Annotated in this window: 26 protein-coding genes; 13 read left to right on the plus strand and 13 right to left on the minus strand. The window is 45.8% G+C overall.

The window, feature by feature from the left end; translation table 11 throughout:
* Window positions 1-103 precede the first annotated feature (103 nt).
* Both gyrB and gyrA read left to right on the plus strand, forming a co-directional pair.
* Complete coding sequence (gene gyrB, locus ACWPAB_RS12260; protein WP_003568453.1) at window positions 104-2,065, plus strand: DNA topoisomerase (ATP-hydrolyzing) subunit B; 1,962 nt, start codon at window positions 104-106, stop codon at window positions 2,063-2,065.
* 61 nt (window positions 2,066-2,126) lie between these two features.
* Complete coding sequence (gene gyrA, locus ACWPAB_RS12265) at window positions 2,127-4,748, plus strand: DNA gyrase subunit A (RefSeq protein ID WP_003584054.1); 2,622 nt, start codon at window positions 2,127-2,129, stop codon at window positions 4,746-4,748.
* Window positions 4,749-4,852: 104 nt separating this feature from the next.
* Here gyrA and deoC read toward each other — a convergent pair whose 3' ends face one another.
* Complete coding sequence (deoC, locus tag ACWPAB_RS12270; protein ID WP_003568456.1) at window positions 4,853-5,557, minus strand: deoxyribose-phosphate aldolase; 705 nt, start codon at window positions 5,555-5,557, stop codon at window positions 4,853-4,855.
* Window positions 5,558-5,739: 182 nt separating this feature from the next.
* Between deoC and ssb (ACWPAB_RS12275) the strand changes: the two genes are divergently transcribed.
* From ssb (ACWPAB_RS12275) to ACWPAB_RS12305, 7 genes are all read left to right on the plus strand, one after another.
* Complete coding sequence (gene ssb / locus ACWPAB_RS12275) at window positions 5,740-6,171, plus strand: single-stranded DNA-binding protein (protein ID WP_003568458.1); 432 nt, start codon at window positions 5,740-5,742, stop codon at window positions 6,169-6,171.
* 127 nt (window positions 6,172-6,298) lie between these two features.
* The gene (gene rpsF, locus ACWPAB_RS12280; protein ID WP_003568460.1) at window positions 6,299-6,595 is read left to right on the plus strand and encodes a 30S ribosomal protein S6; all 297 of its coding nucleotides are present in this window, start codon (window positions 6,299-6,301) and stop codon (window positions 6,593-6,595) included.
* Between the two features lie 30 nt (window positions 6,596-6,625).
* Window positions 6,626-7,222: a single-stranded DNA-binding protein gene (gene ssb / locus ACWPAB_RS12285; protein ID WP_003568462.1), complete on the plus strand. Its 597-nt coding sequence runs from the start codon at window positions 6,626-6,628 to the stop codon at window positions 7,220-7,222.
* Window positions 7,223-7,308: 86 nt separating this feature from the next.
* Window positions 7,309-7,545 carry a 30S ribosomal protein S18 gene (gene rpsR, locus ACWPAB_RS12290; RefSeq protein WP_003568467.1) on the plus strand — a complete coding sequence of 79 codons (237 nt, stop codon included), beginning with the start codon at window positions 7,309-7,311 and terminating at the stop codon, window positions 7,543-7,545.
* Window positions 7,546-7,986: 441 nt separating this feature from the next.
* A complete protein-coding gene (locus tag ACWPAB_RS12295; RefSeq protein WP_003568469.1) occupies window positions 7,987-9,465 on the plus strand; it encodes a cytochrome ubiquinol oxidase subunit I in 1,479 nt (492 codons plus the stop codon).
* Window positions 9,458-10,477 (plus strand): cytochrome d ubiquinol oxidase subunit II, encoded by a 1,020-nt coding sequence (cydB, locus tag ACWPAB_RS12300; RefSeq protein WP_003584062.1) that lies wholly within the window; start codon window positions 9,458-9,460, stop codon window positions 10,475-10,477. The genes ACWPAB_RS12295 and cydB overlap by 8 nt, the downstream gene beginning before the upstream one ends.
* Window positions 10,478-10,503: 26 nt before the next feature.
* Window positions 10,504-10,698 carry a hypothetical protein gene (locus ACWPAB_RS12305; protein WP_016368469.1) on the plus strand — a complete coding sequence of 65 codons (195 nt, stop codon included), beginning with the start codon at window positions 10,504-10,506 and terminating at the stop codon, window positions 10,696-10,698.
* A gap of 72 nt (window positions 10,699-10,770) precedes the next feature.
* Here the strand turns inward: ACWPAB_RS12305 and ACWPAB_RS12310 are convergent, their stop codons facing one another.
* The 9 genes from ACWPAB_RS12310 to ACWPAB_RS12350 all read right to left on the minus strand — a co-directional run bounded on the left by ACWPAB_RS12310 (window position 10,771) and on the right by ACWPAB_RS12350 (window position 19,523).
* Complete coding sequence (locus ACWPAB_RS12310) at window positions 10,771-11,364, minus strand: TMEM175 family protein (RefSeq protein ID WP_016381922.1); 594 nt, start codon at window positions 11,362-11,364, stop codon at window positions 10,771-10,773.
* Window positions 11,365-11,760: 396 nt separating this feature from the next.
* Window positions 11,761-12,156 (minus strand): hypothetical protein, encoded by a 396-nt coding sequence (locus ACWPAB_RS12315; protein WP_003584064.1) that lies wholly within the window; start codon window positions 12,154-12,156, stop codon window positions 11,761-11,763.
* 212 nt (window positions 12,157-12,368) lie between these two features.
* Window positions 12,369-12,671 (minus strand): hypothetical protein, encoded by a 303-nt coding sequence (locus ACWPAB_RS12320; protein WP_003584067.1) that lies wholly within the window; start codon window positions 12,669-12,671, stop codon window positions 12,369-12,371.
* Between the two features lie 278 nt (window positions 12,672-12,949).
* Entirely contained in the window at window positions 12,950-13,807 is an 858-nt protein-coding gene (locus ACWPAB_RS12325; RefSeq protein WP_032764316.1) for a CPBP family intramembrane glutamic endopeptidase, read from the minus strand.
* A gap of 79 nt (window positions 13,808-13,886) precedes the next feature.
* Window positions 13,887-14,069 carry a hypothetical protein gene (locus ACWPAB_RS12330; RefSeq protein WP_003568482.1) on the minus strand — a complete coding sequence of 61 codons (183 nt, stop codon included), beginning with the start codon at window positions 14,067-14,069 and terminating at the stop codon, window positions 13,887-13,889.
* A gap of 50 nt (window positions 14,070-14,119) precedes the next feature.
* The gene (locus ACWPAB_RS12335; protein WP_003659010.1) at window positions 14,120-14,299 is read right to left on the minus strand and encodes a hypothetical protein; all 180 of its coding nucleotides are present in this window, start codon (window positions 14,297-14,299) and stop codon (window positions 14,120-14,122) included.
* Between the two features lie 497 nt (window positions 14,300-14,796).
* On the minus strand, window positions 14,797-16,032 hold the full coding sequence (locus tag ACWPAB_RS12340; protein WP_003572828.1) for a cell wall hydrolase P40: 1,236 nt from the start codon (window positions 16,030-16,032) through the stop codon (window positions 14,797-14,799).
* A gap of 203 nt (window positions 16,033-16,235) precedes the next feature.
* Entirely contained in the window at window positions 16,236-18,809 is a 2,574-nt protein-coding gene (locus ACWPAB_RS12345) for an ABC transporter permease (RefSeq protein WP_003584070.1), read from the minus strand.
* Between the two features lie 12 nt (window positions 18,810-18,821).
* The gene (locus ACWPAB_RS12350; protein ID WP_003568488.1) at window positions 18,822-19,523 is read right to left on the minus strand and encodes an ABC transporter ATP-binding protein; all 702 of its coding nucleotides are present in this window, start codon (window positions 19,521-19,523) and stop codon (window positions 18,822-18,824) included.
* A 279-nt stretch (window positions 19,524-19,802) separates the two neighbouring features.
* Here ACWPAB_RS12350 and ACWPAB_RS12355 point away from each other — a divergent pair, with 279 nt between their 5' ends.
* From ACWPAB_RS12355 to ACWPAB_RS12370, 4 genes are all read left to right on the plus strand, one after another.
* Complete coding sequence (locus tag ACWPAB_RS12355) at window positions 19,803-20,351, plus strand: TetR/AcrR family transcriptional regulator (RefSeq protein ID WP_003584072.1); 549 nt, start codon at window positions 19,803-19,805, stop codon at window positions 20,349-20,351.
* Between the two features lie 43 nt (window positions 20,352-20,394).
* Window positions 20,395-21,201, plus strand: a complete 807-nt coding sequence (locus ACWPAB_RS12360) for a Cof-type HAD-IIB family hydrolase (RefSeq protein ID WP_003584074.1) — start codon at window positions 20,395-20,397, stop codon at window positions 21,199-21,201.
* Window positions 21,202-21,205: 4 nt separating this feature from the next.
* The gene (locus ACWPAB_RS12365) at window positions 21,206-21,526 is read left to right on the plus strand and encodes a hypothetical protein (protein WP_003584076.1); all 321 of its coding nucleotides are present in this window, start codon (window positions 21,206-21,208) and stop codon (window positions 21,524-21,526) included.
* A 225-nt stretch (window positions 21,527-21,751) separates the two neighbouring features.
* Window positions 21,752-22,432, plus strand: a complete 681-nt coding sequence (locus ACWPAB_RS12370; RefSeq protein WP_072671865.1) for a hypothetical protein — start codon at window positions 21,752-21,754, stop codon at window positions 22,430-22,432.
* Here the strand turns inward: ACWPAB_RS12370 and ACWPAB_RS12375 are convergent.
* The 3 genes from ACWPAB_RS12375 to ACWPAB_RS12385 form a co-directional block, all read right to left on the minus strand.
* Window positions 22,365-22,868 (minus strand): hypothetical protein, encoded by a 504-nt coding sequence (locus ACWPAB_RS12375; protein ID WP_016382153.1) that lies wholly within the window; start codon window positions 22,866-22,868, stop codon window positions 22,365-22,367. The two genes, ACWPAB_RS12370 and ACWPAB_RS12375, sit on opposite strands and share 68 nt — an antisense overlap.
* Before the next feature lie 19 nt (window positions 22,869-22,887).
* Window positions 22,888-25,038, minus strand: a complete 2,151-nt coding sequence (locus tag ACWPAB_RS12380; RefSeq protein WP_016382152.1) for a glycoside hydrolase domain-containing protein — start codon at window positions 25,036-25,038, stop codon at window positions 22,888-22,890.
* Window positions 25,039-25,382: 344 nt separating this feature from the next.
* Entirely contained in the window at window positions 25,383-26,156 is a 774-nt protein-coding gene (locus ACWPAB_RS12385; RefSeq protein WP_003577235.1) for a sulfite exporter TauE/SafE family protein, read from the minus strand.
* Window positions 26,157-26,329: the final 173 nt, after the last annotated feature.

The raw sequence follows: 26,329 nt of genomic DNA on the forward strand, positions 1-26,329 counted from the left end.
TAAGTGGGCTTGAACGTGATGGCCGGTTTTTGGCCATTGCGTTCAAGGTCCTTATGTGCAGGTTTCTGTGCCAGTGAACGCATTTTAACAAGGAGGATAACCAGTGACGGACAAGAAAGAAACGGCCGAAGAGAAGAAGGATGAACTGGCGGCTGAGTATGATGCCAGCCAGATTCAAGTACTTTCAGGACTTGAAGCGGTTCGGAAGCGTCCAGGGATGTATATTGGCTCGACAAGCAGCCAAGGCTTGCATCATTTGGTCTGGGAAATCATTGATAACGGGATTGATGAAGCGCTGGCTGGATTCGCAACACGGATTGAAGTTGAAGTTAACCCAGATAATAGTGTGACGGTAACAGATGACGGTCGCGGGATTCCAGTCGATATCCAGTCTAAAACCGGACGGCCAGCACTTGAAACGGTTTATACCGTTTTACATGCCGGTGGTAAATTCGGCGGCGGCGGCTACAAAGTTTCCGGTGGCCTACATGGTGTCGGGGCATCAGTCGTGAATGCGTTGTCGACTGATTTGGACGTCACGGTTACTCGTGGTGGCAAACGTTACTACATTGACTTTATTCGCGGCAAGGTGAACACGCCGATGAAAGTGATTGGCACGGCACCGGAGCACGAACACGGCACCAAGGTTCATTTTCTGCCTGATCCGGACATTTTTACCGAAATTAGAACATTCGATGATAAGATCCTGACCACCAGAATTCGCGAACTGGCTTTCTTGAACAAGGGTCTCAAGTTGACCTTTACCGACAAGCGCGCGGCAACGCACGAGAAGCTGGTGTTCCATTACGAAGGCGGCCTCAAGTCTTACGTTGACTTTTTAACTGAGAAAAAAGAAAACCTGTTACAAGAACCAATTTATGTGGAAGGACAAGACAAAGGCATCACGGTGGAAGTCGCGTTGCAATACACCAACGACTATCACAGCACCTTGTTGACGTTTGCCAACAACATCCATACGTATGAAGGCGGCACGCATGAGACCGGGTTTAAAACGGCGCTGACACGGGTCATTAATGATTACGCTCGCCGGTCTGGGGCGCTAAAAGACAGCGATGATCCGTTAAGCGGGGATGATGTTCGTGAGGGCTTGACGGCGGTTGTTTCCGTGAAACATCCAGATCCGCAGTTTGAAGGGCAAACTAAAACCAAATTAGGAAACTCGGATGCCCGAACGGTGGTTGACCGTACCTTCTCTGACCACTTCAATAAGTTTCTCATGGAACACCCAGCTGATGGCAAGCTAATCATTGACAAAGCCATGCTGGCCAGCAAGGCACGTTTGGCGGCTAAGCGGGCGCGTGAAGTGACCCGGAAAAAGAGCGGGTTGGAAATTTCGAACCTGCCTGGTAAATTGGCCGACAACACCAGTAAGGACCCAGAGATCTCTGAATTATTTATCGTCGAAGGGGATTCCGCTGGTGGTTCTGCCAAATCAGGGCGTAGTCGCCTGACGCAGGCCATTTTGCCAATTCGTGGGAAAATTCTGAATGTCGAAAAGGCTTCAATGGAACGCATCTTGGCCAATGAAGAAATTCGAACCTTATTCACCGCGATGGGTACCGGTTTTGGGCAGGACTTTGATATCAATAAGGCTCGATATCACAAACTGATCATTATGACCGATGCCGATGTTGATGGTGCCCACATTCGGACTTTGTTGCTGACGTTGATTTATCGCTACATGCGGCCAGTGCTTGACGCTGGCTATGTCTACATCGCACAGCCGCCGTTGTATCGGTTACGCCAAGGCAAAATGACGCAATATATTGATTCCGATGAAGAATTGCAAGACATTCTAGGCCAGTTGCCGCCGAGTCCAAAGCCAGAGATTCAGCGTTACAAAGGGCTTGGGGAAATGGACGCCAACCAGCTATGGGAGACGACCATGGATCCGGATAATCGGCGCTTACTGCGGGTATCGCCAAAGGATGCCGAAGCTGCAGATGGCGTTTTTGAAATGTTGATGGGTGATCATGTTGAACCGCGGCGTAAATTTATTGAAGATAACGCTGTGTTTGTTGATCCGAACAACATTGATGCTTGATTGACCAGTTTAACTAAGTCAGCTTTTGCATGAGAATTTTTGAGAGGAGACTTTTCGCTTAATGGATGATCGCCAAGAAAGCCGAATTACCAATGTGAACCTCGGCGAAACAATGCGTAAATCATTCCTTGAATACGCGATGAGTGTCATTGTAGCGCGGGCCTTGCCTGATGTGCGCGATGGCCTCAAGCCGGTTCAACGGCGGATTCTGTACGGTATGAATGAACTCGGCGTGACGCCGGATAAACCGTACAAGAAGAGTGCGCGTATTGTTGGGGATGTCATGGGGAAATACCATCCGCATGGTGATAGCTCGATTTATGAAGGGCTCGTACGAATGGCACAGGACTTCAGCTATCGTTACATGCTGGTCGATGGCCACGGGAACTTTGGATCTGTCGATGGTGACGGTGCCGCTGCGATGCGGTATACCGAAGCTCGCATGAGCAAAATAGCAGTCGAGATGCTGCGTGACATCAACAAAGATACGATTGATTTTCAGGATAACTATGATGGCACGGAAAAAGAACCGGTTGTTTTACCGGCACGTTTTCCAAATCTGTTGGTCAATGGGGCGACTGGGATTGCGGTCGGTATGACGACCAATATTCCGCCGCATAATCTGTCAGAGACTATCTCGGCGCTGCACGTGTTGATGGATAATCCAGATGCCACGACAGCTGACCTAATGCAGGCACTGCCAGGACCTGATTTTCCAACCGGCGGCGTTGTGATGGGTAAGTCAGGCATTCGCCATGCTTATGAAACTGGCCGCGGCACGATTGTTTTGCGCGGGAAAGTTGATGTTCAGACGGAGAAGTCTGGCCGTGAACGGATCGTGATTACCGAGATTCCATATATGGTTAACAAAGCCAAAATGGTTGAACGGATCGCAGATTTGGTTCATGAAAAGAAAATCGATGGGATCGTAACCTTGCGGGATGAATCTGACCGTGACGGGATGCGGATCGTCATTGATGTGCGCCGTGATGCTAGTGCATCAGTTATTTTGAATAACTTGTACAAGCTCACGCCACTACAAACCGGCTTTTCATTCAACATGGTGGCAATCGTTAATGGTGCGCCCAAAGTGTTGAGCTTGAAACAGATCCTGCAATATTATCTGGATCATCAAGAAAACGTCATTCGTCGGCGGACGCAATTTGACCTGCGTAAGGCCAAGGCTCGTGAGCATATCCTCGAAGGATTACGGATTGCGCTTGATCATATTGATGAAATCATCACGATTATCCGTAGTTCTGAAACTGGCGACAAGGCAAAAGTCATTTTGATGGACAAGTTTAAGTTGTCTGACAAGCAGAGCCAAGCAATCTTGGATATGCGGCTGGTTCGGTTGACCGGTTTGGAACGCGAGAAGGTTGAAAGCGAATATAAGGATGTTGAAGCAGCGATTGCTGATTATACTGATATTCTTGCTAGACCGGAACGTGTTCATCAGATCATCTACAACGAATTGCTGGATATTCAGAAGAAGTTCGGCGATAAGCGCCGTACTGAATTACTGGTCGGTGAAGTGCTCAGTCTTGAAGATGAAGATCTGATCGAGCAAGAAGACGTGGTCATTACGTTGAGTCATAACGGCTACGTCAAGCGATTGGCAACCAGTGAATTCAAGGCACAAAATCGCGGGGGTCGCGGTATTCAGGGGATGAACGTCCATGATGACGATTTCGTTGAACGCCTGATTTCGACTTCCACGCATGATGTCCTGCTCTTCTTCACCAACAAAGGTAAAGTTTATCGCAGCAAGGGTTACGAAATTCCTGAGTACGGTCGAACCGCAAAAGGGATTCCAATTATCAACTTGCTTGGTGTCGGTGCCGGTGAAAAGATTCAAACGGTTATCAACGTGCATGAAGGCGAAAATGATGATCGTTATCTCTTCTTCGTCACGCAAAAAGGCGTTGTTAAGCGCACACCGGTGAAGGAATTCGCCAATATTCGCAGCAACGGACTGATTGCGTTGAATCTCAAGGATGAAGACGAACTGAATAATGTCATCCTAACGTCCGGACAAGACAATATCCTGATCGGGACGCATCTGGGTTACAGTGTGACCTTCAAGGAACAAGACGTTCGCTCAATGGGACGTTCAGCGACTGGGGTTCGAGGTATTCGTTTACGTGAACACGATTACGTAGTGGGTTCCGACATTCTCAAACCCGATTCCGAAGTCTTTGTCATTTCAGAAAAAGGTTACGGTAAACGGACGGCAGCGAAGGAATATCCGATTAAAGGTCGTGGCGGTAAAGGGATCAAGACAGCCAACATCACCGCCAAGAATGGTCCGTTGGCAGGGGTCACTACCGTTGATGGTACCGAAGATATTCTTGTTATGACTGATTCTGGTGTCATGATTCGCTTCAATATTCAAAGTGTTTCGCAAACTGGCCGAGCAACGTTAGGGGTTCGTTTAATTCGAGTTGACGACGATGCCAAGGTTGCAACGATGGCCAAGGTTGAACCGGAAAGCGACGATCCAGACGATGGCAGCAAGCCAGATCAGCCAACTAGCCCGACAGACGGTTCTGCTGCACCAACCTCGCAGCAGCCAGCTGATGGTTCGTATGCTGGCGATGCCGATCAGCAAGTGAGCCAATTGCTTGATCGCGCTGAAGCTGATCAACCAGAGCAACATGATACTGGCGACCAGCCTGAATAATCTAATAATGCTAGCATCAATTGAGCTGATTCACGCTCAATAAAAATACCGGTCGAAATGGCAATTTGCCACTTCGACCGGTATTTGTTTGCGTACAGATAACCTCAAATCGTGAAGGTTGATTGGTTGCCCATGCGCGCCTTAAGTTCATGGATGATCTTAACGCCGCTGCTGGTACCGATGCGAGTCGCACCAGCTTTAATCATTGCCAAAAAGGTATCAACATCTCTGATACCGCCAGCCGCTTTGACTTGCACTTGATCGCCGACTGTTTCTTTCATCAAAGCCACATTTTCGACAGTGGCACCGGCTGGGCCAAAGCCCGTTGAAGTCTTAATAAAATCCGGACCGACGTCCTTAGCAATAGTTGCCATTTTGATAATTTCCGGCTTGGTGAGGTAGGCGGTTTCAAAAATGACTTTGCACGGTACATTGACCGCATGACAGACAGCAACGATTTGACGCATTTCATTTTCAAGATAACTGTATTGCTGTTCCTTAAGCGCCGTGATATTGATCACGTAGTCAATTTCGTTGGCACCGTTTTGTAAGGCGTCTTTGGTTTCAAAAACTTTGGCCGCGATGCTCGTTTGGCCTAAGGGGAAAGCAATTGCGGCGCCAACATCAATGTCGGTACCTGCTAGTTGTTTCGCACAAAAAGCCGATTGGACTTGGTTAATCGCCACCATTTTAAAATGATATTGTTTGGCCTCGTTGCAAAGCTGGCGCAAATCTGCGTGAGTTGCATCTGCATGTAAGTTTGTGTGATCAATCATGCGACTGAATTGATCTAAAGTATAAGCTGTCATGATTTTTCCTCCAAAGTTGAATTCGTTTACATTTAGCATACCACTTTTTGCGTAATGTATATCTGACAGCGATAAATAGTACGGTGTTGTGCAAGCAACCATGCAGAAGAAAGGTCATTGCGGTCAAGGTCCTTATGTGCAGGTTGCTGCACCAGTGAACGCGTTTAGAGGAGGAGAAGCGAATGTTGAATAGTGTGAGTCTAACAGGGCGGTTGACCAAGGAGCCTGAAGTTTTCCGAACGGCTAACGAGCTTGATATCGTCCGATTTACGTTGGCGGTGAATCGCGTTTTCAAGAATAAAACGGGACAGCGCGAGACTGATTTTATTGAGTGTGTCATTTTTGGCAAACGCGCTTTAACTTTTGCGGGATCAACTACCAAAGGGTCATTGTTGGGTATTTCAGGGCGGCTGAGTAATAATCATTTTGAAAATAAGCAAGGTGAGCAAGTGTGGCGGACCGCTGTCGTCGTTGATAATTTTGCTTGGTTGGAGTCGCGAGCCACGACGGAAAGCCGCCGGGCAGGGACCTTGCAGGCGACAGGAACAGACGACGTCATGCCAGTAGAGGAAGGCACCCCGCCACAGGTCGCAACCGACGATCTGCCATTTTAAAGGTGGTATTCGCCGCGGATCTATGCTACAATTTTAACTCGTGAGTATCCGGCTATTCTATAGCCTTAGTACTCTCCTTGCTCCGGCAAATGACCGGGGCCTAAAGTCCATAAGGAGGTGAATCGTCATGGCTGAAACCAAATATGAAGTCACTTATATCATCCGTCCAGATTTGGACGATGCTGCAAAGACTGAATTGGTTGAACGTTTTGACAATATTTTGAAGGAAAATGGTGCCAACATCATTGATTCCAAGGATTGGCAAAAGCGTAAGCTCGCATATGAGATCAACAAGTACAACGAAGGTCTCTATCATATCGTGAACTTGTCCGCAGAAGATGACAAAGCGATCAATGAATTTGATCGTCTTGGCAAGATCAACAACGATATTCTGCGTCACATGATCGTGAAGCGAGAAGACTAATCGTAACTTTTTTGAAAGGGGCGCTACGGCATGCTTAACAGTGTTGCATTGACAGGTCGATTAACCAGAGACGTTGATTTGCGTTACACGCAAAGTGGCACGGCTGTCGGTTCTTTTACGCTGGCCGTTGACCGCCAGTTCCGCAGTGCAAACGGCGAACGTGAAACTGACTTCATCAATTGTGTGATCTGGCGTAAGTCTGCAGAGAACTTTGCAAACTTCACCAAAAAAGGATCCATGGTTGGAGTTGAAGGCCATATCCAAACGCGTACGTATGATAACGCGCAAGGACAAAAGGTCTATGTGACCGAAGTCGTCGTTGAAAACTTTGCGTTGCTGGAATCCCGGGCAACGACTCAACAGCGGCCGTCCGAACCGGCAAATCCAGCTGGCCAAGGTAATCAGAACTATGGCGGCGGGCAGCAGTTTGGCAATAACCAACCGCAGAATCCGCCAAGTTTTGGTTCACAAGGCGCCCCGAACAATGCATCATCATCGAATCCGGGTCAAAATCCGGCAGCAAGTCAGAACCAAGGAGGCAACTCCGCGGCTAACCCTGCTAATCCCGATCCGTTTGCTAATAATGGCAAGCCGATCGACATTTCCGATGATGATTTGCCATTCTAAGGTGTGACTCAAAGTCGCACTAACCGCGGTAATACCTTCAGGCGAAGGGTTATCTAAGTGGAATCTTTGATAAGGGAGGAATTCTCATGGCACAACAACGCCGTGGTGGCCGTCGTCGTCGTAAAGTCGACTTCATCGCCGCAAACCACATCGAATATATCGATTATAAAGACACGAACTTGTTGGATCGGTTCATCTCAGAACGTGGCAAGATTTTGCCGCGTCGGGTAACCGGCACCAGCGCTAAGAACCAACGTAAGCTGACGATCGCAATCAAGCGAGCTCGGATTATGGGTCTTCTGCCATTTGTTTCAGAAGATTAATTGGTATTCAAAAGGACGTTCCTGCTTAACTGGCGGGAGCGTCTTTTTTTGTGTGAGCGTGAATTGGCGCGGGTAGTAACCGGAGCGTAAGCGGCCTAAGTCGTGATGACCGGTCTTGGGTCATTGCGACTTAGGTCTTTACGTGCAGGATACTGCGCCAATTCGCGCGTTATGATGAATTTTGACGCCTTTAATTGTTATTTTCGATCCTGTCACAAAGAAGAGAAGTGTATGAGACCAATCGGTAAAACAGCAAGCCCTTTTATCGAAATAAATTGAATACTGGCTAAAAACATTTTCTATCATGAAGCAGACCAATATATGACGATTGCGGTATTTATCACAAGCTTATTGTTATATAAAATAACGAGATAGTTCTACAATAGCGGTGATCAGGAATACAGGGAAAAATGACATTATTGGTTAATAGAGGTGATCAAAATGGGGCTCACGTTAGCCACGATTCCGCTGGCTGTGACGAATCTGTCACGCATGCAGTTTGCGGTAACCGCGATCACGCATTTTCTATTTGTAACAACAACCATTGGCATGTTGTTGACGACGATGATTTTTGAATTTATGTACGCGTATGGCCGTGGCGATACTGAAAAGTATGGCCGGCTGACCTTATTCTTCAGTCGGATTTTCTTCTTCAGTTTTGGGACAGGTGTTGTTACCGGGCTGATCATGGAGTTTCAATTTGGGATGAATTGGTCGGCGTTTACGCGATTGATGGGCGATGTTGCCGGTGTGCCACTGGCGATCGAAAGTATGATTTCCTTCTTCGTTGAGTCGACCATCATCGGTTTATGGCGCTTTACTTGGGGCAAGTTGCCAAAACGAGCACATGCTTGGTTAGGCGTTGGGATGTTGGGCGCATCGCTTTTTTCCATTGTCTGGATCATTGCAATCAATGCATTCATGCAAAATCCTTATGGTTTCCGTCTGGAAGGTGGCCGTGCACGGCTCACGAGTCTGATTACGTTATTACAGAACCCGCAATATCGGCCGGAATTTTTGCATGTTTTATTCGCGATCCTGATCACCGGCGGATTTTTGACAGCAGGGATTGCTGCCTGGCAGATTCTGCACAAGCGTGATACGTCAGCGTTCAAAATTGCCGTTCAAATTGGCTTACTCATTGCTTTGCCAGCAGCATTCTTACAGCCGGCACAAGGCGACGATCAAGGTGCCGCAACAGCAGCGTTGCAGCCGATGAAGTTTACCGCAATTGAAGGCCGGTATGAGACGGAAGGTAGTCCCACAACTGGGGCACCTTGGGCGATGGCTGCGCTGATCAATGAAGACACGCACACAACCAAGGCCGTGTCGATTCCGAACATGGGGACTTACTTCGGCAAGAACACGTTCACTGGCACCATGCCGGGCATGAACGCTGTTGCCAAAATGTATCACGCAAAGTTCGATAAAACGGTTGCCAAGTCGTACGATGGCCAGATGACTTATTATCCGCCAGTGACCCTGCTGTTCTGGACCATGCATTTGATGGTTTATGCGGGGTACTTCTTCACGATGTTCGCGTTGTTTGCGACGATCATGCTGCATCGGCGGCAATCGGCAATCGAAGATCATCCCAAAACGTTGCGGACACTCGGTTGGGTACTATGGCTGCCATATTTGACCTTCACATCTGGCTGGATCGTTGCGGAAGTTGGCCGATATCCATTTGTGGTTTATGGGCTACTCACGCAGTACGATGCGGTTTCACCGAGTGTGACCGTCACTGAGGCTGGTACAAGTCTGGCCTTGTTCTTAATGGCCGATATCTTCTTAGTGACCACGATGATTTACATTTCACATCGCACTGTTAAACGCGGTTTGCCGCAAATCACCGGTGATTATCCAGAAGATCGCACAATTCCGGATCCATTTGCAAAGGAGGCGTTCAGTCATGCCTAGCCTTTCAAATTTACAAGTGATCTTTCTAGGTATCATTTCGACTGAGCTGATGCTATTCTTCGTTTTGGACGGCGCTGATTTCGGAGCCGGCATGGCGACATTCTTTGTTGGCGATGATCTATCCAAGCGTCAACAAATTATGAAGGTTACTGGACCAGTTTGGGGCGGTAATGAGACTTGGGCGGTCACCGCCTTTGCAGTGATGTTTGCGGCTTATCCGGGGTGGTACTCAGCGTTAACATCCGGTTATTACCCACTCATCTTCCTTATGCTGTTCTTTCTGATCTTTCGCGGGGTCTCGTTTGATTATCGCAATCAATGGCACAGTCGCCACTACAATCGCTTCTGGGACTGGGCACTTTTCATTGGCAGTTTAATGCCACCATTCCTGTTAGGCATTATCTTTAGTTCCACAGTAAGCGGCGTGCCGATTCGCAATGGCTTCGTCTACGCCAGCATGGGTGACATTCTGACGCCATTCAGTATCCTCGGCGGCATTCTGGCCGTTCTCTTAAGCCTGAATGTTGGTTTGAATCGGGTCATCAAAAAAGTTACCGAACCGGTAGCAACAAGTTTGACCGGTGCGTTAAAACGAACCACTTGGATCCTCTATCCAGCGCTCGTCTTGTTTGCCATCTTATTGCCGTTTAACACGCAGTTCTTTACCAACCGGACTGTCATTGTCACGTTACTGCTGATTTTACTGGTGGCCTTCCTTGGTATGGAAACATGGGCAATCAGCCAACAACGACGGCGTGTAGCCTTTTGGCTTAGTGTCGGCACCATGGCCAGCTTCATTTACACCATTTTTCTAGGAGTCTTTCCAACCTTGATTGTTGGCCGAACGACGGGCACTTCCATTACGGCGTTGACAGCAACAAGCGGACCAGTTTCTCTGTTATGGACAGCATGGTTGTTCGGCTTCACGATTATTCTGATGATTGGTTTGCAGTCAACAGCCTATCACTTAATCAATAAGTACTACCACGAACCGGCATCACCAATGATATAGGCGGCATCGAAGAGAAGGTGCACATGATGAAAAAAATATTGATCAATGTCTTCTGGGGACTGTTAGTCGTTGGTTTCTGGCTCTATCAGGTCTTCTGGCCGTTATTCTGGAACCCGATCAGTAAGTTCTACGGCATGGTGGCGTTGTACAGCCTTGCTGCCATTGCTTTCGGTTTTGCAGTTCGGGCCACAATGAAAGGCTATGGGCGTCAGAATGCTTGAGTGTTATGAACAAAGAAAACCGCTGCGACTTCACGATCGCAACGGTTTTTTTGAATGCTGATTAGGCGTCAGCTATTGGCTGACTTGATCGCTGTCTGATGGGGTAAAAAAACTCAGGATGATCAGGCCGACAAAGGTGATTGAGATCCCAAGGGCTGGATAAAAATAGATGCCAATAGCAGTGATGCCAATTGATAGTGGGAAAAAGATTGAGGATAGAAATTTAAAAGGAAACATCTGCGCAATTTTTTGACTAACAGCAGTATGCACGTGTTCAGGTGTTTTTCTAATGGCATCTGAAAGCCACAGATACGATAGACTCCAAAAAATGAAGACAAACAAATATAGATACTCCGGTCCAGTAGCTTGTGGAAACTTCCCGACCCAACCAGTTGCGACAGGCAGTAAAGACATGCTAAAAAGCCACAAGTTGTTAATCCAATAAACCTTTTTTGATATTCTGAGGGCTAAGGCAAACATGTAGTGATGGTTGTACCAAGCCACCCCGACAAAAAGAAAGCTGACAATATAAGCAAAAAAATAAGGTAATTGATGGATAATACCCGTCCATTTTGCGGTTTCCGGGGTTTTAAACTCAAGCACCATAATGGTAAGGATAATGGCTACGACTGCGTCTGTGAATGCTTCAACTCGACTTTTATTCATTTTTTCCTCTTTATCGTAAACTAAGAATGATTCGACAATAAGATCATTTGATCTGAGTTTACTACTGTTTGTTTCTGAGGACACTTTTTAAACCCCAAATATGGGTCTGAAGAAGCGGACAGATAAGCAAGCTCACTAAGCGTTTTTGAGTTTCTGGTGAAAAAAGTTTTATCTCTCTTAATATGAAAAAATTGCGACATCATTTGTTGGTGAGTGGCGTAGTAGCAAACGTTCATAAAGGTATATTTTTCATCGCGGTTTCCTACTGTTAATAATGTGTGATTTTCGACTTTTAGTCAAAGCCATAAAATTGAAAAAGCATGCGTTGGGAAACAACTGAAAAAGGTCGAAGCTACGTTAGCCAATCGACCTTTAAGTTGAGAAACGTGAATTATTTTATTTGTGTTTTTCGGAGACTTGAAGACTGACTAAAAGACTATTGGAGCATAATGAAAACAAAGGTATTAGAACAAATGCGTACCGTGATTTCATCAAAAAAATCGTTGCAAAACAAACAGTCATGATCAAGAGACTACCAACGTTTGAAAAAAGATACGGTTCATCACCCTTAATATGCTTAATAAAGTTAGCATTTCCATAGATAAGCAAGAATATAGGGATCATTGATAGTTCAGGACTGTGCAACATACCGCCGAGAAAAAAGAGAATATAACCACCATTCAGAGACAAGGCGATCTTACCAGTTTGATCTTCGGAAGTGTGTTGAGCCCATAGCAGCATGCCTAAAATAGAGAAACGCAAATACATTTTAAAAGTAATTTTATCAAGCAATAAATCACCCCGCCAAGAAAACGCTTTCTAAACGATAGGATACACAGAGGGAAACGACTTGTCAATGTGTTTTAAAATCAATTTATAACTATAAAAATATAATTAATATATAAATAAGGCGATAGTTATTGAATGTATTGCTTGTATAAACACACCTGAAATTTAAAAAGCGAATCAAAAGTGAAGCAATTGTTCAGTGTGAGACCGTCATTTCATCGGTGACTGCTTCTACGTTCATGTCTGCTGGCTCCCGCGATGGTTGCAAGCAGAAGCAGGACTGCCGCCGCCAAAGCAAACCAAGTCCAACCGGCAATGGGAACATTAGCATCTGCCAAATAGCCAAAGCCATACATGATAACAAGGTGGCTGCCAGCAAGGACTAGTGCAGTGAACGTCATGCTAAGGCGCTGCCAGATTGTGACGGCGTTGGTGAACCAAGCCGTGGCCATGACTAGTAGCTGTGCCAGCAGCAACAAAGCCATGGGAAGCTGTAAAATTGAATTGAGATAAGCCATCGTATCTGTCTCCTTTAAGCGTGCCATAAAGGACGGATCAGTTTCGCATTTTGGTGCCTATATCCTAATCATACCAACAAAAATTCAGGCTTGATAGTGTTATACTACGTCTCAATTGCAGACAGGTAGCGGGGTTGGCATACTATGAGACATTAGCAGCCAGCAAAAATATCACGCAAAAAAAAGCCTGTCAGAGGATCAACTCACTGACAGACTATTTTTCTAAAGCAGACGTAGAGGAGTGCGTTCGTTGAAAAAACAATATCAACCACGTGTGGTTATCCTAATTGTTGGGGAAGACTTTTAAGATGATGTTTATGCAGACGCACGACAATCATAATAAGCAGAATCAGTAGCATTATTGAAATAGCCCCACGTTCAATACCAAAGACGCCGCCATTCAGCCATTGTGTATTCGATGTCGGTGTCGAGGTGATAAATAAGCGGATGGCAGGAAAGCCGGAGACGACTGTCCCGAAGATAATTCCCTCCGAAAAATGCCATGCTGCATTGATAGCGCTACACAGCCAAATATTACCAGAGATCAATCGAATTTCGGACATCAAAACACTGAATAAGAATAGACTTAGTGCAGCATAGACATCAAATCCTGCATTAACGACATGTAAAAAAACATACAAAATTGAGTTTGTTAAAAAAGCGAAGACAACACGTTTCTTTTTAAGCCAATACCCCATCAGATAGCCACGGCATATTAATTCTTCAGCGATTGCCTGAATCGTATAGCCAATCAAAAAGAGAAAAAAGACGGGTAGATAAGACCATTGATAGTTGAAGATTAGCTTGTAACCACCCAAAAGTGTGATGATGCCCCAGTTAATGAGAACAGCTGACAAGCCGATTAATGAACCTAACACACAAGTTTTAAAAGCGACTTTAGTTGAAAATTTGATCATTTGCAACTGGCTTTTATGACGTTGCCACATCAAATAGGCACCTAGAAATTGAGCTACGAAACCTATTAGTATGATAAAACGCGTGTCCAACAGTGTTGCTGTATTCATGGATAGCAAACCAAGTAACATACCAACTGCAAGCGAAGGAAGAATTCCCCAGCCAATCGCTATCATTGACACCGATATGATTTCTTTAAGCAAAGTTCTGTTATCGACCATATCCTCACCATAAAAAAGAGTCCTGTATAAAGTCTAATCTTCATAGAGGATTCTTCCCTTTCATGAAAAATAAGTAATATTAGTGACGTGGAAAATTTCGATGATTGCCTTCGTTAAACCCAGCGACAATATCATCAATGTGGCCAAATGCTTCTTGAGCTAGGCCAATTCCGATGTCAACCCAACCTTTGCGTTTGCTGCCACCGGTCACGGCAGCGCAATCTTGAAGTGAAAGCGTGGAAAACATAGTTAATGATGTCATGGAATACCTCCGATTTTTTCAGTATTTGGTAGCAACAGGGAAACACCAGATCAGCAATGACCAGGTCCGCCATATTTATGTGCCCGGCAGTAACCTGCATCACCTGCTGCGGCCCAAATGATACCTAGTTCTTTGCCGACGCCGCGCCAGAAGTCACTTGAGCCGTCCCCTCCAACTACGAGTTGAAGCTCTTGCATACTTAATTCGGTTAAAGATAATTGTTTTACCATTTTGTCCCTCCTAATATTTAGTCTTGCCTAACTTTTGAAACGCAGTAATTCAAGGAGCTAGCTGTCCTAAAAACAAGTTACAATAGTGCACAGGATTTTTGGTGAGTTTTATATAAACGCTTGTTATTCGCCGATAAACGTTAGAAAATTTGCTAAAATGCGTAAAAAGTGACGTTAAAAGCTATTTTCATGACGTTCAGTTTTAAGAGACCGTGTCCAATGGCTATTAGGAGAGGTAGATGATCAGCAGCAGTCTTGATTTAGTCGAGCGAGTAGTCTCTATCTTGACAATTGCGATACCTGTTATGTCGCGTGTGATTGCTAGCGGGTGTCTCGAACAAGCGAAATAGTCACTGATAAACCTCCTTAAGTGCCAAAAAAAGAAGTCACAAGGAATGCGATCAAACATTCCTTGTGGCTTCTTTTAGATAACTCGGTAGTTTTTAGGTTGGGGTCGTGGTTTGATCCCAAGACGTGATTAAGGGTGGGTGTAAAAATTACCGGTGGATATAAACGTAACTGCTTGCACCAGAGATGGTTTGGGTGTTCGGGCCGGTTGGTGAGCTGAAGCCCATGCCGCCTTGGCTGATCGTGACACTGTCACCAGAGACAGATTGGACGTAAGCAACGTGACCGTATGAACCATCGGCTGTCCATTGACCGCCAACAGATTGACCAGCGGCGAAGACGATGATTGAACCGGCTGCTGGCGTGTGGTTGACTGTGAAACCAGCAGCTGCAGCGGAACTACCCCATTGGGCACCATTGCCCCAGCCATTACCAGCCCATGAAGCGACTGACTTGACGTACCAGGTGCACTGACCCCAAGGATACGTGTTGCCTGAACTGCTGTAATCAGCGTGACTGCCGCTACCTGAAGTCGTGTTGTTGTTGATAATGGAGGAACTGTTGTTTGAAGAACTTGATGTGTTGTTGGCGATGGTGCTGGTTGAAGTTGCGCTGCTTGAACTGCTGGTAGTAGAAGAACTTGCGGTTGAAGCGGCAACGGTCTTCAAAGCGGCTTGGGTTGCAGCAGCTGCTTCAGACTGTTCTTGGGCAAATTGGCTTTGCAAAGCAACCAACTCATCTTTATGATCAGCAATTTGCTTATTCAAAGCATCTTGTTTATCGTTAGCATCTTTTTGTAGGGAAACCAACTGTGATTTCTGGGTTTCCAATGAAGCCTTAGTTGAAACCAGCGTCTGACGGGCATTTTCCTGTTCCGTCTTCAAGCCAGCTAATTTATCCTTGGCAACTGTCACGGCATCAAGCGCATCTTTGCTGGCTTGGCTAAGTTTGCCAACCGTCATGGTGCGGGCAATTAAGTCAGACAAGTTCTGGGAATTCAGAACAAAGTCGATATAGACATTGCCGCTGACAGAGTTGCCAGCCTTTTTTTGCAAGGAGATCAACTGATCTTTCAAGTTGTTCTTGCGTGCTGTGACATTCTTTTGAGCGGCAACAATTTCACCGCTGAGTGATGAAATCTTGGCATCAGTTGCGCTGATCTTAGCCGTTGCATCGCTGATTTGACCATTCTTGGTATCGATCTGCTTGTTCAAATTGATAACTTCTGTGTTCGCATCTTCAATTTGCTTCAACAGTGCATTGGTTTCGCTTTTGTTGGAAGCGATACTGTCGCTTGTATCAGCGAAAACTGGTGTTACGGCGCTAGCAGAACCTGCTAAGGTAACTGCAGCAACCAACGTGATCATGACTTTATTGAATTTCATTTTTGACCTCACCCTTAATTTGATTAACTAAAGGCTACTTTACTGTGTCAATGTTACGTCAGCGTTACAGGACTGTTAGGAGTTGGTCTCAATCTTCATTTGCGCTTCAAAATTGCGATCATGAACGTTTTTAATCCCAATTTTTGATGAATTTTGTATGAAAAAAGCAGCGCCGTGACGACGCTGCCTGACAAAATTGTAAGTTATTCGTTTGATTTCAGGGCTTCGACCATGTCCACCCGTTGGAGTCGACGATGCGTGAGCCAGGTGACGACGCCGGTGAAGGCCAACATGAGTAACGTGGCCGTGAGGTAGCCGACAATGCTGATCGTGAGTGGGAAAACCACGGCCTCGGTTTCGGCTTGATACAAAATGTAGGCTGTCAGCAAATTGCCGAGCAGATAGCCGAACACGATGCCGATCACTGTCAACACAATGCTCTCGCGACTGATGTACATGGTGACCTCGCGATCGAAAAAGCCCAGCACCTTGATTGTGGATAGTTCCCGAATGCGTTCCGAAACGTTGATGTTATTCAGATTGTACAAGACCACGAATGACAAAACCGCACTGAGCAGAATAAAAATCAAAACAATAGGATCTAACATACCGCTCATATTGCTTAACGTTTTCTTTGCTGTCGTCGTGAAACTAATCCCGACAATCGCGTGATGATTGAGCAATTGCTTAGCGAGTCGATCATTTTGTTTGCTGCTTTGGGGCTGCAAGCGGACTAGCAAGGTGTTTGGTTTCGCACTATTACCAGCGAGCTGTTGATAAGCGGTGTTGGAGAGATAGCCAAAATGGCCAACGTAATTCTTAGCAATGCCTTTAATTGTGAATCGCTTGCTCTGACCATTAGTTGTGGCGACTTTAAGCGTATCGCCCGTTGTCACGTTGAGTGCTTTAGCCAGTTTGCTGGTGATCACGATACCGTGGCGCGGCAAGGTCAGTTTGCGATTTGACGCCGTTGAACGGAGACTGACATAAGGTTCAAGATCGTTGCCGTTTGCTGGGGCAAACAAATTAACATCGCTCAGGCTATGGCCTTTAGCACTGAGCTTAGCCACCGCGCCGCTAACCGTGCCCGCGCTGCGATAAGCTTTGCTTTTAGCCAGAATGTCGCGGGCCGCAGCTGGCTTTTTGCCATCAGCCAATCGCACAATGGCTTGATAATGGATGACATCACCATACTGTTGAACACCAGTAGCAGTGATTGAGTCTTTGATGCCAAACCCGGTGAGGATCAAGGCGGTGCCGCCAGCAATCCCAAGAATGGTCATCACCAGCCGTGATTTGTATCGGAAAAGATTACGATAGCTGACTTTTTGGTTAAAAGACAGACGCGACCAAAGCGGCGTGATCCGCTCCAGCAAAATGCGTTTGGCTGATTTCGGTGCTCGCGGCCGCATCAAGGCAGCCGGCTTTTCGGTTAGTTCATTGCGGACCACAATGGCGGCGGCCCCTAATGTTGCGATCAGCGCCAATAACAATGACAAGGCGATCAACGGCCATTGCAAAGAGACGACTTGTTGGAGCGGAATGTAATTTTTATACAAACTCAAGACAATGCGCGGAATGCTCAAGTTGCCAGCAAAAACCCCGATGATCCCACCTAATAAACCAGCTAAGGCAGCATAGGCGAGGTAATTGCGCGCAATCGCCCATTTGCCGTAACCAAGCGCCTTGAATGTGCCGATTTGCGCGCGGGCTTCTTCGACCATGCGACTGACCGTGGTGAAAGTAATCAGCGCAGCGACAAGAAAGAAGAAAACTGGGAAAACGTTGGCAATGGCGGCAATTCGATCAGCAGAGCCGCCGTAATCGCCAAAGCCAGGCAGATCTTCCCGAGTTTGCCATGTGAGGCTGGTTGACAGTTGTTTGCGAGCTGTGACAGTGGCCTGTTGCTGAAAGGTTGATAGTTGCGGCTTGATAGCTTGATCGGCAGCTGCGGCAACGGCGGCTGCCGGCATGCCTGACGCCGCTAATTGTGCTTGAGCTTTGGCCGTAGCGGTTTTGACAATGTTGGCATATACCGCTGCTCGCAGATCTTTTTCGCCTTGCGCCTTCACGCGCTGTTTCACCAATTTCATTTTTGTGGCAACGGCGTCCTTGTAACGGTTGCTGAAGGTATCGCGTGTTTGCAAAGCTGGGAAGCGAATGTTGAGCTGCGAGGCGACCGGCATCTTCATCTGACTTGCTGGGATGTAGGCAAAATAACGCACGGTGCCATCACCGATATTCGCTGACCCACGACTAGTGTCTTCGATGTATGCTGGCGAATCAGCAAAACCGCTAATTTTAAAAGTACGTCGAGCAAGCTTGCTGCCGCCGGTGAAGGTGTAAGTTTGACCAAGTTGATAGCCGCTTTTTTTGGCTGCCGTGTCGAGGACAATCTGATTGGCTTGCGTTGGCAGCTGTCCGCTGGTGAGATGCAGTCGATTGATGGTTGTCCCTTTTTGATAGCCGTAAAGGGCAACAACATCGCTGGCGCGGCCGCCGATGACATACTTAAACTTGACGGCTTCTGCCTGCACGCCGCTAACTGATTCAGCGGCTTTAACTTGAGCCTTACTGACACCAGTCGTTGCCAGCAACTGACTATCAGCCAGATGATCGGCTTTCACCGTGGTGTTTAGAGAATCCTTAAGTGCCGGGCCCGTGGCCTTGACGCCGACGAACAGCAGGACACCTAGCATGATAATAATGACAATGGCGATAAACCGGCCCAAAGAGTCGCGAATGTTACGCCAAAGATTTTTAGTTAGTGGTTTCATGACGTTACTCACCTACCACTCAATGTCTGCGACAGGCGTTGGCTGCGGTTCATCATGAATACTGCGAACCTGCGCATCATTAATTTCGATGATCCGGTCAGCCATTTTGGCAATCGCTGCATTATGGGTAATGATCATGACGGTTTTATGATCTTTACGACTGGCATCCTGTAACAACTGCAAGACTTGTTTGCCGGTTCGATAATCCAAGGCACCAGTTGGTTCATCACAAAGCAGCAGCTTCGGGTTTTTCGCCAACGCCCGAGCAATGGCCACCCGTTGTTGCTCACCGCCAGACAGCTGTGACGGAAAATTATCTAGTCGCGCACCTAGGCCGACTTGCTTTAAAACGGTTGTCGGATCCAAGGCATCTTTGACAATTGAGCCAGCCAGTTCAACATTTTCCCTTGTTGTCAGGTTCGGAATCAGATTGTAAAACTGGAACACGAAGCCAACATTATGCCGGCGAAAAGCGGTCAGTTGACGATCAGAAAAAGTCGCAATATCGGTGCCGTCAATCCATACCTCGCCTTCAGTGGGGGAGTCCATGCCACCGAGGATATTGAGCAAGGTTGATTTACCGGCACCGCTGGGACCAAGAATCACGGTTAATTTGCCTTGATCAGCCGTAAAATTAATGTCGTTATTTGCTGTAATGATGGTTTCGCCCATTTTGTAACGTTTTGATTCATGTTTGACTTCGATATATGCCATGATTGCCTCCTAGCGTGGATGGTGAGCAATGTGTGAAGTTCTTAGACGCGTTCACAGGCCCAGAAACCTGCACATAAGGACCTAAGGCGCAATGGCCAAAGCCCGGCCATCACGCCTGAGGCCACTTACATTCCGGTTTCTAACCGCGCCTGTTCACGCTCTTCAACACATTGTCCATTTCATAACATTATGTTAGATTTAAACCGGCCGTTCAAGGACAGAAATGGTCGTTTTGTTTTTAAATGGACAACTTGTTCAAATGATGTTCGGAGGATGACGATGTCGGGGACGAAGGATAATCGGCGGGTTCAGTATACGATGGACCGATTTAAAGACGCTTTGTTGCATATTTTGGCGACGAAACCGTTGGACGAGGTCACGGTGACTGAGCTTTGTCGACAGGCAGATTTGAATCGCGGGACGTTTTACTTACATTTTCAATCTCCACGCGATTTGTTCGAACGCATTGAAATGGATTTGGTCGAGGCAATTCGGCCTTATCTAACGGTTAAAATAAACGATATGGCCACATGGTTGGTGCCGATTTTAAATGTCATTGCCAATCAGCCGCAAGCAGCGATTATTTTGAATAATCCTGATAGCGTGGTGTTGAAGAAGATAACGGATCCAATTCGACAAAAAACAGAAACCAGCTATCAATCGTGGTATGGTGAGACCGACAAAAGTGTTCTCACTTACTACTACGCGTTCTTCATTGACGGGGCAATTGGCGTGCTGACAAAATGGTTGAAAAATGGCACGGTTGAGCGTTCTGAAAAGATTGCGGCGGTGATCGAAAATGTCGTGACTAAAGGCGCACCGCATTAAATTATAGCAAGTGAAATTAGACAAATAATATAGGGGAATTAGCATGCAGAATGTAAAATTAATTGCGAGTGACATGGACCAGACTTTACTGACAAGTGCAGGGACCTTGCCGCCGCACTTTGATCGCTATCTTCATCGCCTTGGCGAGGCTGGGATTGAGTTTGCCGTGGCCAGTGGGCGGCCGCTTTATACGCTACAAGAAACTTTCCCACACTTTAGTGACCAAATTTCGATGGTCTGCGATAACGGCGGCCTCGTTTATTCGCACGGCCAATTAATTGGTAAAAGCCTGATCCCTGAGGAAAAATATCGTGAGATCGTGCAATTTATCATGACGAAAACAGACGGTGTTCCTGTCCTGTGTGCCTTGGATGCCGCGTATATTAATGCTACTGATGCCCAATATTCACCAGCTCTTTTGCCGTTTTATCACCAATTGAAAAAGGTGCCGGATTTGTTAACGCAGTCGCTGGCAGTTGATAAGGTGACGATTTATTTTCCAAATAAAGACAGCCGCAAAAATTCCGAACGTTATTTCCGCCCAGTATTTGGCAAGGATTATACCGTTCAAGTCAGCGGTGAGACTTGGCTAGATATTCAGAACCTCGGCGTGAACAAGGGCCGCGGTATGCGGATTTTGAGTCGTCATTTTGATATTCCTACGACACAAATGATGGCGTTTGGCGATTATGATAATGATATTCCAATGCTCGAAACGGTTGGCTACAGTTACATCATGGCCAATGCAACGCAAGGCATGGCGCAACATGCCAAATATCGCACGCGGAGTAACGATGAATTCGGCGTCTTGCATGTGATGGATCAAGTGTTACAAGCGCAAGAGGGCTAGGCTAATGGCAGTTATCTCAATACGTGTGGCAATTGGTGTATACGGCTTTTTGATGTTATTAACGGCGTGGCAAGCATGGCAGACAAAACAAGGGGATGTTCGCTTAGACCAACTGACGGCTTTAGCTGCGGCCTTAGTGATGACTGCGGCAGTTATCCCCGATAAGTTCAGTGCGCTCACCGTTTTATTGATTGGGTTATTGGCTTTGTCCGCGGTGACATGGTTCAATGGCGTTGCGGTATACGGTAAACCGCATGTGAATCATCACATCATCAGATTACTGGTCCATCTTGTTTTGTTTGGGTTAGCGGTGTGGCTGTTCTGAGTAGCGAAATCAGATAAAAGGTTGGTTGTTGAATCAAGTTTTTTGGTAGCTAGTTGCTGATAGATCATACATAATGGGCAGAAGAACCTTAGACAACTTCTAAAAATTTTGGTTCAACAGCCTCATTGTTTTTTATGATTGTCGGTTGTTATTTGTCTTTTTAAAAGAACTGAATCATACAATGCCTTCAGATGTTAGAAATCTAATGAAAAGTGAGTGAAAAATGTGACTTTGGCAGCGAATTGGATTGTTGTGATCTTTTCATTACTTTTTGTAAGTCTCGGTTTGTCAGCTTATACGTATTACTTAAGATATAGGTTTAAATACGATCCTATGAGTTTAAGGCGGGCTTTTAAGAATGATGCTACCAGCCCTTATCGATTTGGAGAAAGCAGCAATCCTCAAATAAGTGTGTTGGCACATTGGGCAAAGATCGTTCTAGTTGGTTACGCTTTAAGTGCCGTTGCTACGTTAGGCTTCCTTATGATCATTCTTACAGAAACTATTTCCACCGGTACGATAGACAATTCATTGTTGGCTATTGGCGTCTTCTCCTTTACTATTGTTTTGGGCATTGTATCCTATGTAATCAACCAAAAAAAGTTGATGCTCCAGATGAAGGAGTACCAACTTTTAAAAAAGACAGAAGAGATTTCTAAAACAATAAGGGAATTTTTTGAAGGGCAAACACCTTCAATTGGCTTGAGAATACTAAATCTAGGTATCATTAATTTAGTTTTCTTTGAATCAGATTTTAAGCCTTGTTTTAGGATGCTTTTGAACGATCCGTTAGAGTATAATCTAACGGATCAATTTTTGAAGGTTTATCAGTTAGTAATCATTGAGCCACAAGCTGTAGCCATGTTGTCAATATCGCAGTCCCAATCATTAACAGTATCTTGCTGAGAATCCAGCGTTTCTCTCCTGCAGTATTCTCCACTAGAGAAATATTAGACAAAGGAGAAGCCAACAATTTTTTGTGCCGAAATTCTAGCATCATCTGCACAATGGTTAAAATAACAAACAAGACAATTGATGTCCACAAAATCATTACACGGACACTGTCGTCCAAAGAAATTATCAGAAAATCGTTTATTGAATAGACTATCCAGCCGCCTAAGAAAAACACCAATGATAAAATCTTTGTTGTGCTTTCCAATTTGACCAATTGGTTTACCTTCTTAAATAAAGTTGGATTTTCACCCAGATATTTAGCTACTTCTATATAGGCTTCACTACGCTTTTGATGCGCAGCTTGTCGCCGTACCAGTGTTGTTAAAAAAAGAGAACTTAATAACACTGTGAATCCAAGCACACCAAGCATTAATGGTAACAATCCCAATTAATCACCTCCTTAAAAGCTAAGCAGCAATGAATGTCGCTGGTAATAGTTTAGCAGCCGTTCCAACAAGCGTAGCCGCTACTTCTGGAGCCATAATAATTGTTGCTATTAATACAACAGCTCCTGCCGCCCAAGGAATCCACTCCAGGTTTGGTTCATGTTCAGAAACGGGAACATAAATTGGTTTATAATCCTCAGCTGGGATCCCCAATCCATTTGGTTTAGTGTATATCTCAATACTCAATGAGGTTGTAACATTTTCCTGTTGGCCGTTAGTAACAACTGTTGTTGTAGACTCACAGACCACTTTAAACCCCAACATTCCATTTTTAGTTGACATTCCAACCTTTAGATTTCCATTGCCAATCATTGGCCCCAGTGTACCAAGCAAAGCCGTAAAGTCAAAATTCCTTGCAGCTTCGTGCGCCTCTTTGAATTTATCGATCTCAGATTGTACTTGAGTGCCTAATTTGCCATTAGAAATTGTAAAACCTAGTGGAGCCCCACTGTCGTTGCTCGCAAAAGTACTTGATAGTTTAATATAAAACTCTGCCAAAATAGTTGACACATGAATTTCAGGGCCATCAACCTCTAAGGTCGGAATATCTGGTTGTAATGGTTTTAACTGATAGGCATTGTTAATTAAGGTTCGCGCAAACTCAAGGCGTACTGCGTTAGGATCCACTTTGAAAGTCCCGCTTCCCTGGTCTTTTCCTGAAGAAGCTACTTGGTCAATATCAACACCTGCAGCTGAGTATTCCACAAACTGATCAAATGCCCAATTTTGAGGCATCTTAAAACCTAGGTTTCCGCTCCATCCATATGACATATCAGCGACGTAGGAATAAAGAATATTGGTCCCCGATGCAGCGGTTACCCGATTACATACATTCCGTGTTCCATATATTCCAATTTTGAAAATACTATTGTTCATAGCTTGGCTAATACCACGGAAATAAGAAATAATTGTGCCATCTATATCGCCACTTTGAACATCCACATCAACTGCAAAGTAAATCGTAGTTGCAGCCGGAAACCCTAACTTAGCAGCAGTACTACTTGCAACAAATCCGTCATGAATTCCCTGCTGTAGACTAAAGTAATCAAACTCATAGCCACCATCTTCATATATTGGCACAACTTTTAGTCCAGCCTCAGTAAGATTTGCAAGTTCCGTGGAAGTCAAGTATTTATCACGTTCGGCAGCCCCTGCACCAACGCTGCCAGTTAGATAACGAGCAACTATTGAAAAATCGAATTGCTTTAGTTGTTTTGCCTGTGCAGCACTTAATTGAGTTGCTGTATCAAAAGTATTTGAATCACGATTAGTATTGCCGTTGCTAGTCAACAATCCTTTGATGACGGTTAGGTCAGCTGTGCTATTAAATGGCGGTAAATTCATAAACTTTCGAAAAGCTACCACTGCCGTTGCTACGTCTGAACTAAAATAGCCATCAAATGCCCCTGTATAAAAGCCGTTCACATACAAGCCGTATTGGATGACCTGGACAACGTCGCTATTGGCTCCCTGATTAACAGTAGGTGTAGCGGTAATTGTCCCTGGACCATAGTTACCATTTGCTTGCGCAGAACTCATACCGATTGCTCGTTGTAAGGCATAAATCAACGCTGTATTAGTTGCTCGTTGATAAACGCCATCACACGGCATCAATTCTTGTAATTCCCCAGAGAATTTACGGTTGAGCGCTTGCTGCATGGTTCGAACCTTAGCATCGCCGCTTGAAACTAAGACGAAAGCTGCCATGTCAAACAAAGCCGCCATAAATGCCACTGTCACAGAGCCATCAGCCGCAATGCCAGCATCTTGCTGAAGTTCTTTAACAGCATTAAGGGTATTATTCGTGAACTCATTATTAAAGTCTACTGGACTAATTCCTTTGCACCAGAAAGCCCCTTGAATGAGTTGAGCAATGTTCCCCTTATATCCTGGTTTCAGACTACCTACAACAGGTGCTAAAGCATTTTTGGTCGTATCGCCAAAGCCTTCACCAATAGCACTAATACCGATTTCGTGCTGTAATCCCATTCTCAGGCTATAAATTGTTGGCCAACCTGTTTGTCCGTTTTCTGGAGCTGCGACAAAGCCAGGAACACTACCATACGTTTTGTTGAGCCATTTTTGAACGGCTCGTACTGCTTCATCTGCCATTTTAAAGTCTCCTTTATTATCAATGTGTGCAACACGTCTGTTGCAGTATAACGAACATGTGTTCGGTATCACTCTACATCCATTGCATTCTTTTTTGCAAGGAAATGTTTTTGTTTTTGGGAGGAAGACCGTCTGCTCTTGACGCTCGATATTATCTCGGAAAGGCTTTGTAAAAAATTGCTGTGAATTGCTAAAAATATTGAAATAGAGTGGGTCATCAAAAAGGCTCGGCAGATATACAAGCATCTACCGAGCCTTTCACTTTATGGGTTCTATACCAATTCGCCAGGGAATCGGCTGTTTCGAAGGGACAAAAATAAATAATCCCATTTTTTGACCTATTCCTAAAGATAAGCCTGCGCAAATAACTTGGCTGCTAACAAAAAGGCTAAGGCTGCGATGATGAATCGTAACAGTTGAACCGGCAGGCGGCGGGCGATGATGGGGCCGATATAGCCACCGATGAACAGACCGATACCAAGCGGGATGACCATGAGCCATTCAATTTTGGTGGTGAAGGCGTAGATGACGGTGGCGATGGCATTGGCGGCGAATCCGGTCAGATTCTTCATAGAATTGGAGACGATGAATGGTTGATCAACGGTCAAGGTTAAGGTTGCCAGCATGACCACACCCGCAGCGGCCCCGAAATAGCCAGCATAGGCGCCAGTAACAAAAATGACGATGGTTTGAGCGGCTTCTTGTCCAAATGTTAAGGTGCGTGCAGGTTCTCCGGGACGATGTTCTTGAGTTGGCAGTCGGCCGCTGAAGAGTAGTAACAGGCCCGCGGCAATGATGAAGAAAGGCACAACTTTTTCAAATGTGGCTGCCGGGGCGATCAGCAACAAGGCACTGCCAAAAATACTACCAAGTGATACCAGTAAGATCAGCCGCCAGAGAAATTTACCGCGGCCACGGAGTTCTGGCAGTGAGGATACAGCCGAGCCAACCCCAGTAAAAACGAGTGCTGCGGTATTTGTGACGTTAGCAATGACCGGCGGCACGCCAATTGCAAGCAAGGCTGGGTACGAAACCAGTGAAGCCAAGCCAGCTAAAGTAGACGTTAGTCCAGCACCGATCCCGGCAATCAGTAGAAAGGCAAAGATCGAAAAATTCATATTGCTCCTCCAAGAATTTGAATGGACGTCATCTAGCGCATTTAGAAATGCCGTGTGTCAGGTCGGACTGTGACCATGGGGCACTCACAGTTTTTTTACGCTGGCGAACGTTGATAGGTCAATCATACGCTAAAGCACCGTCATTTGGGGTTATGATAAAAAGCGAAGAAGGG

This window comes from Lacticaseibacillus sp. 30 (assembly GCF_053819265.1).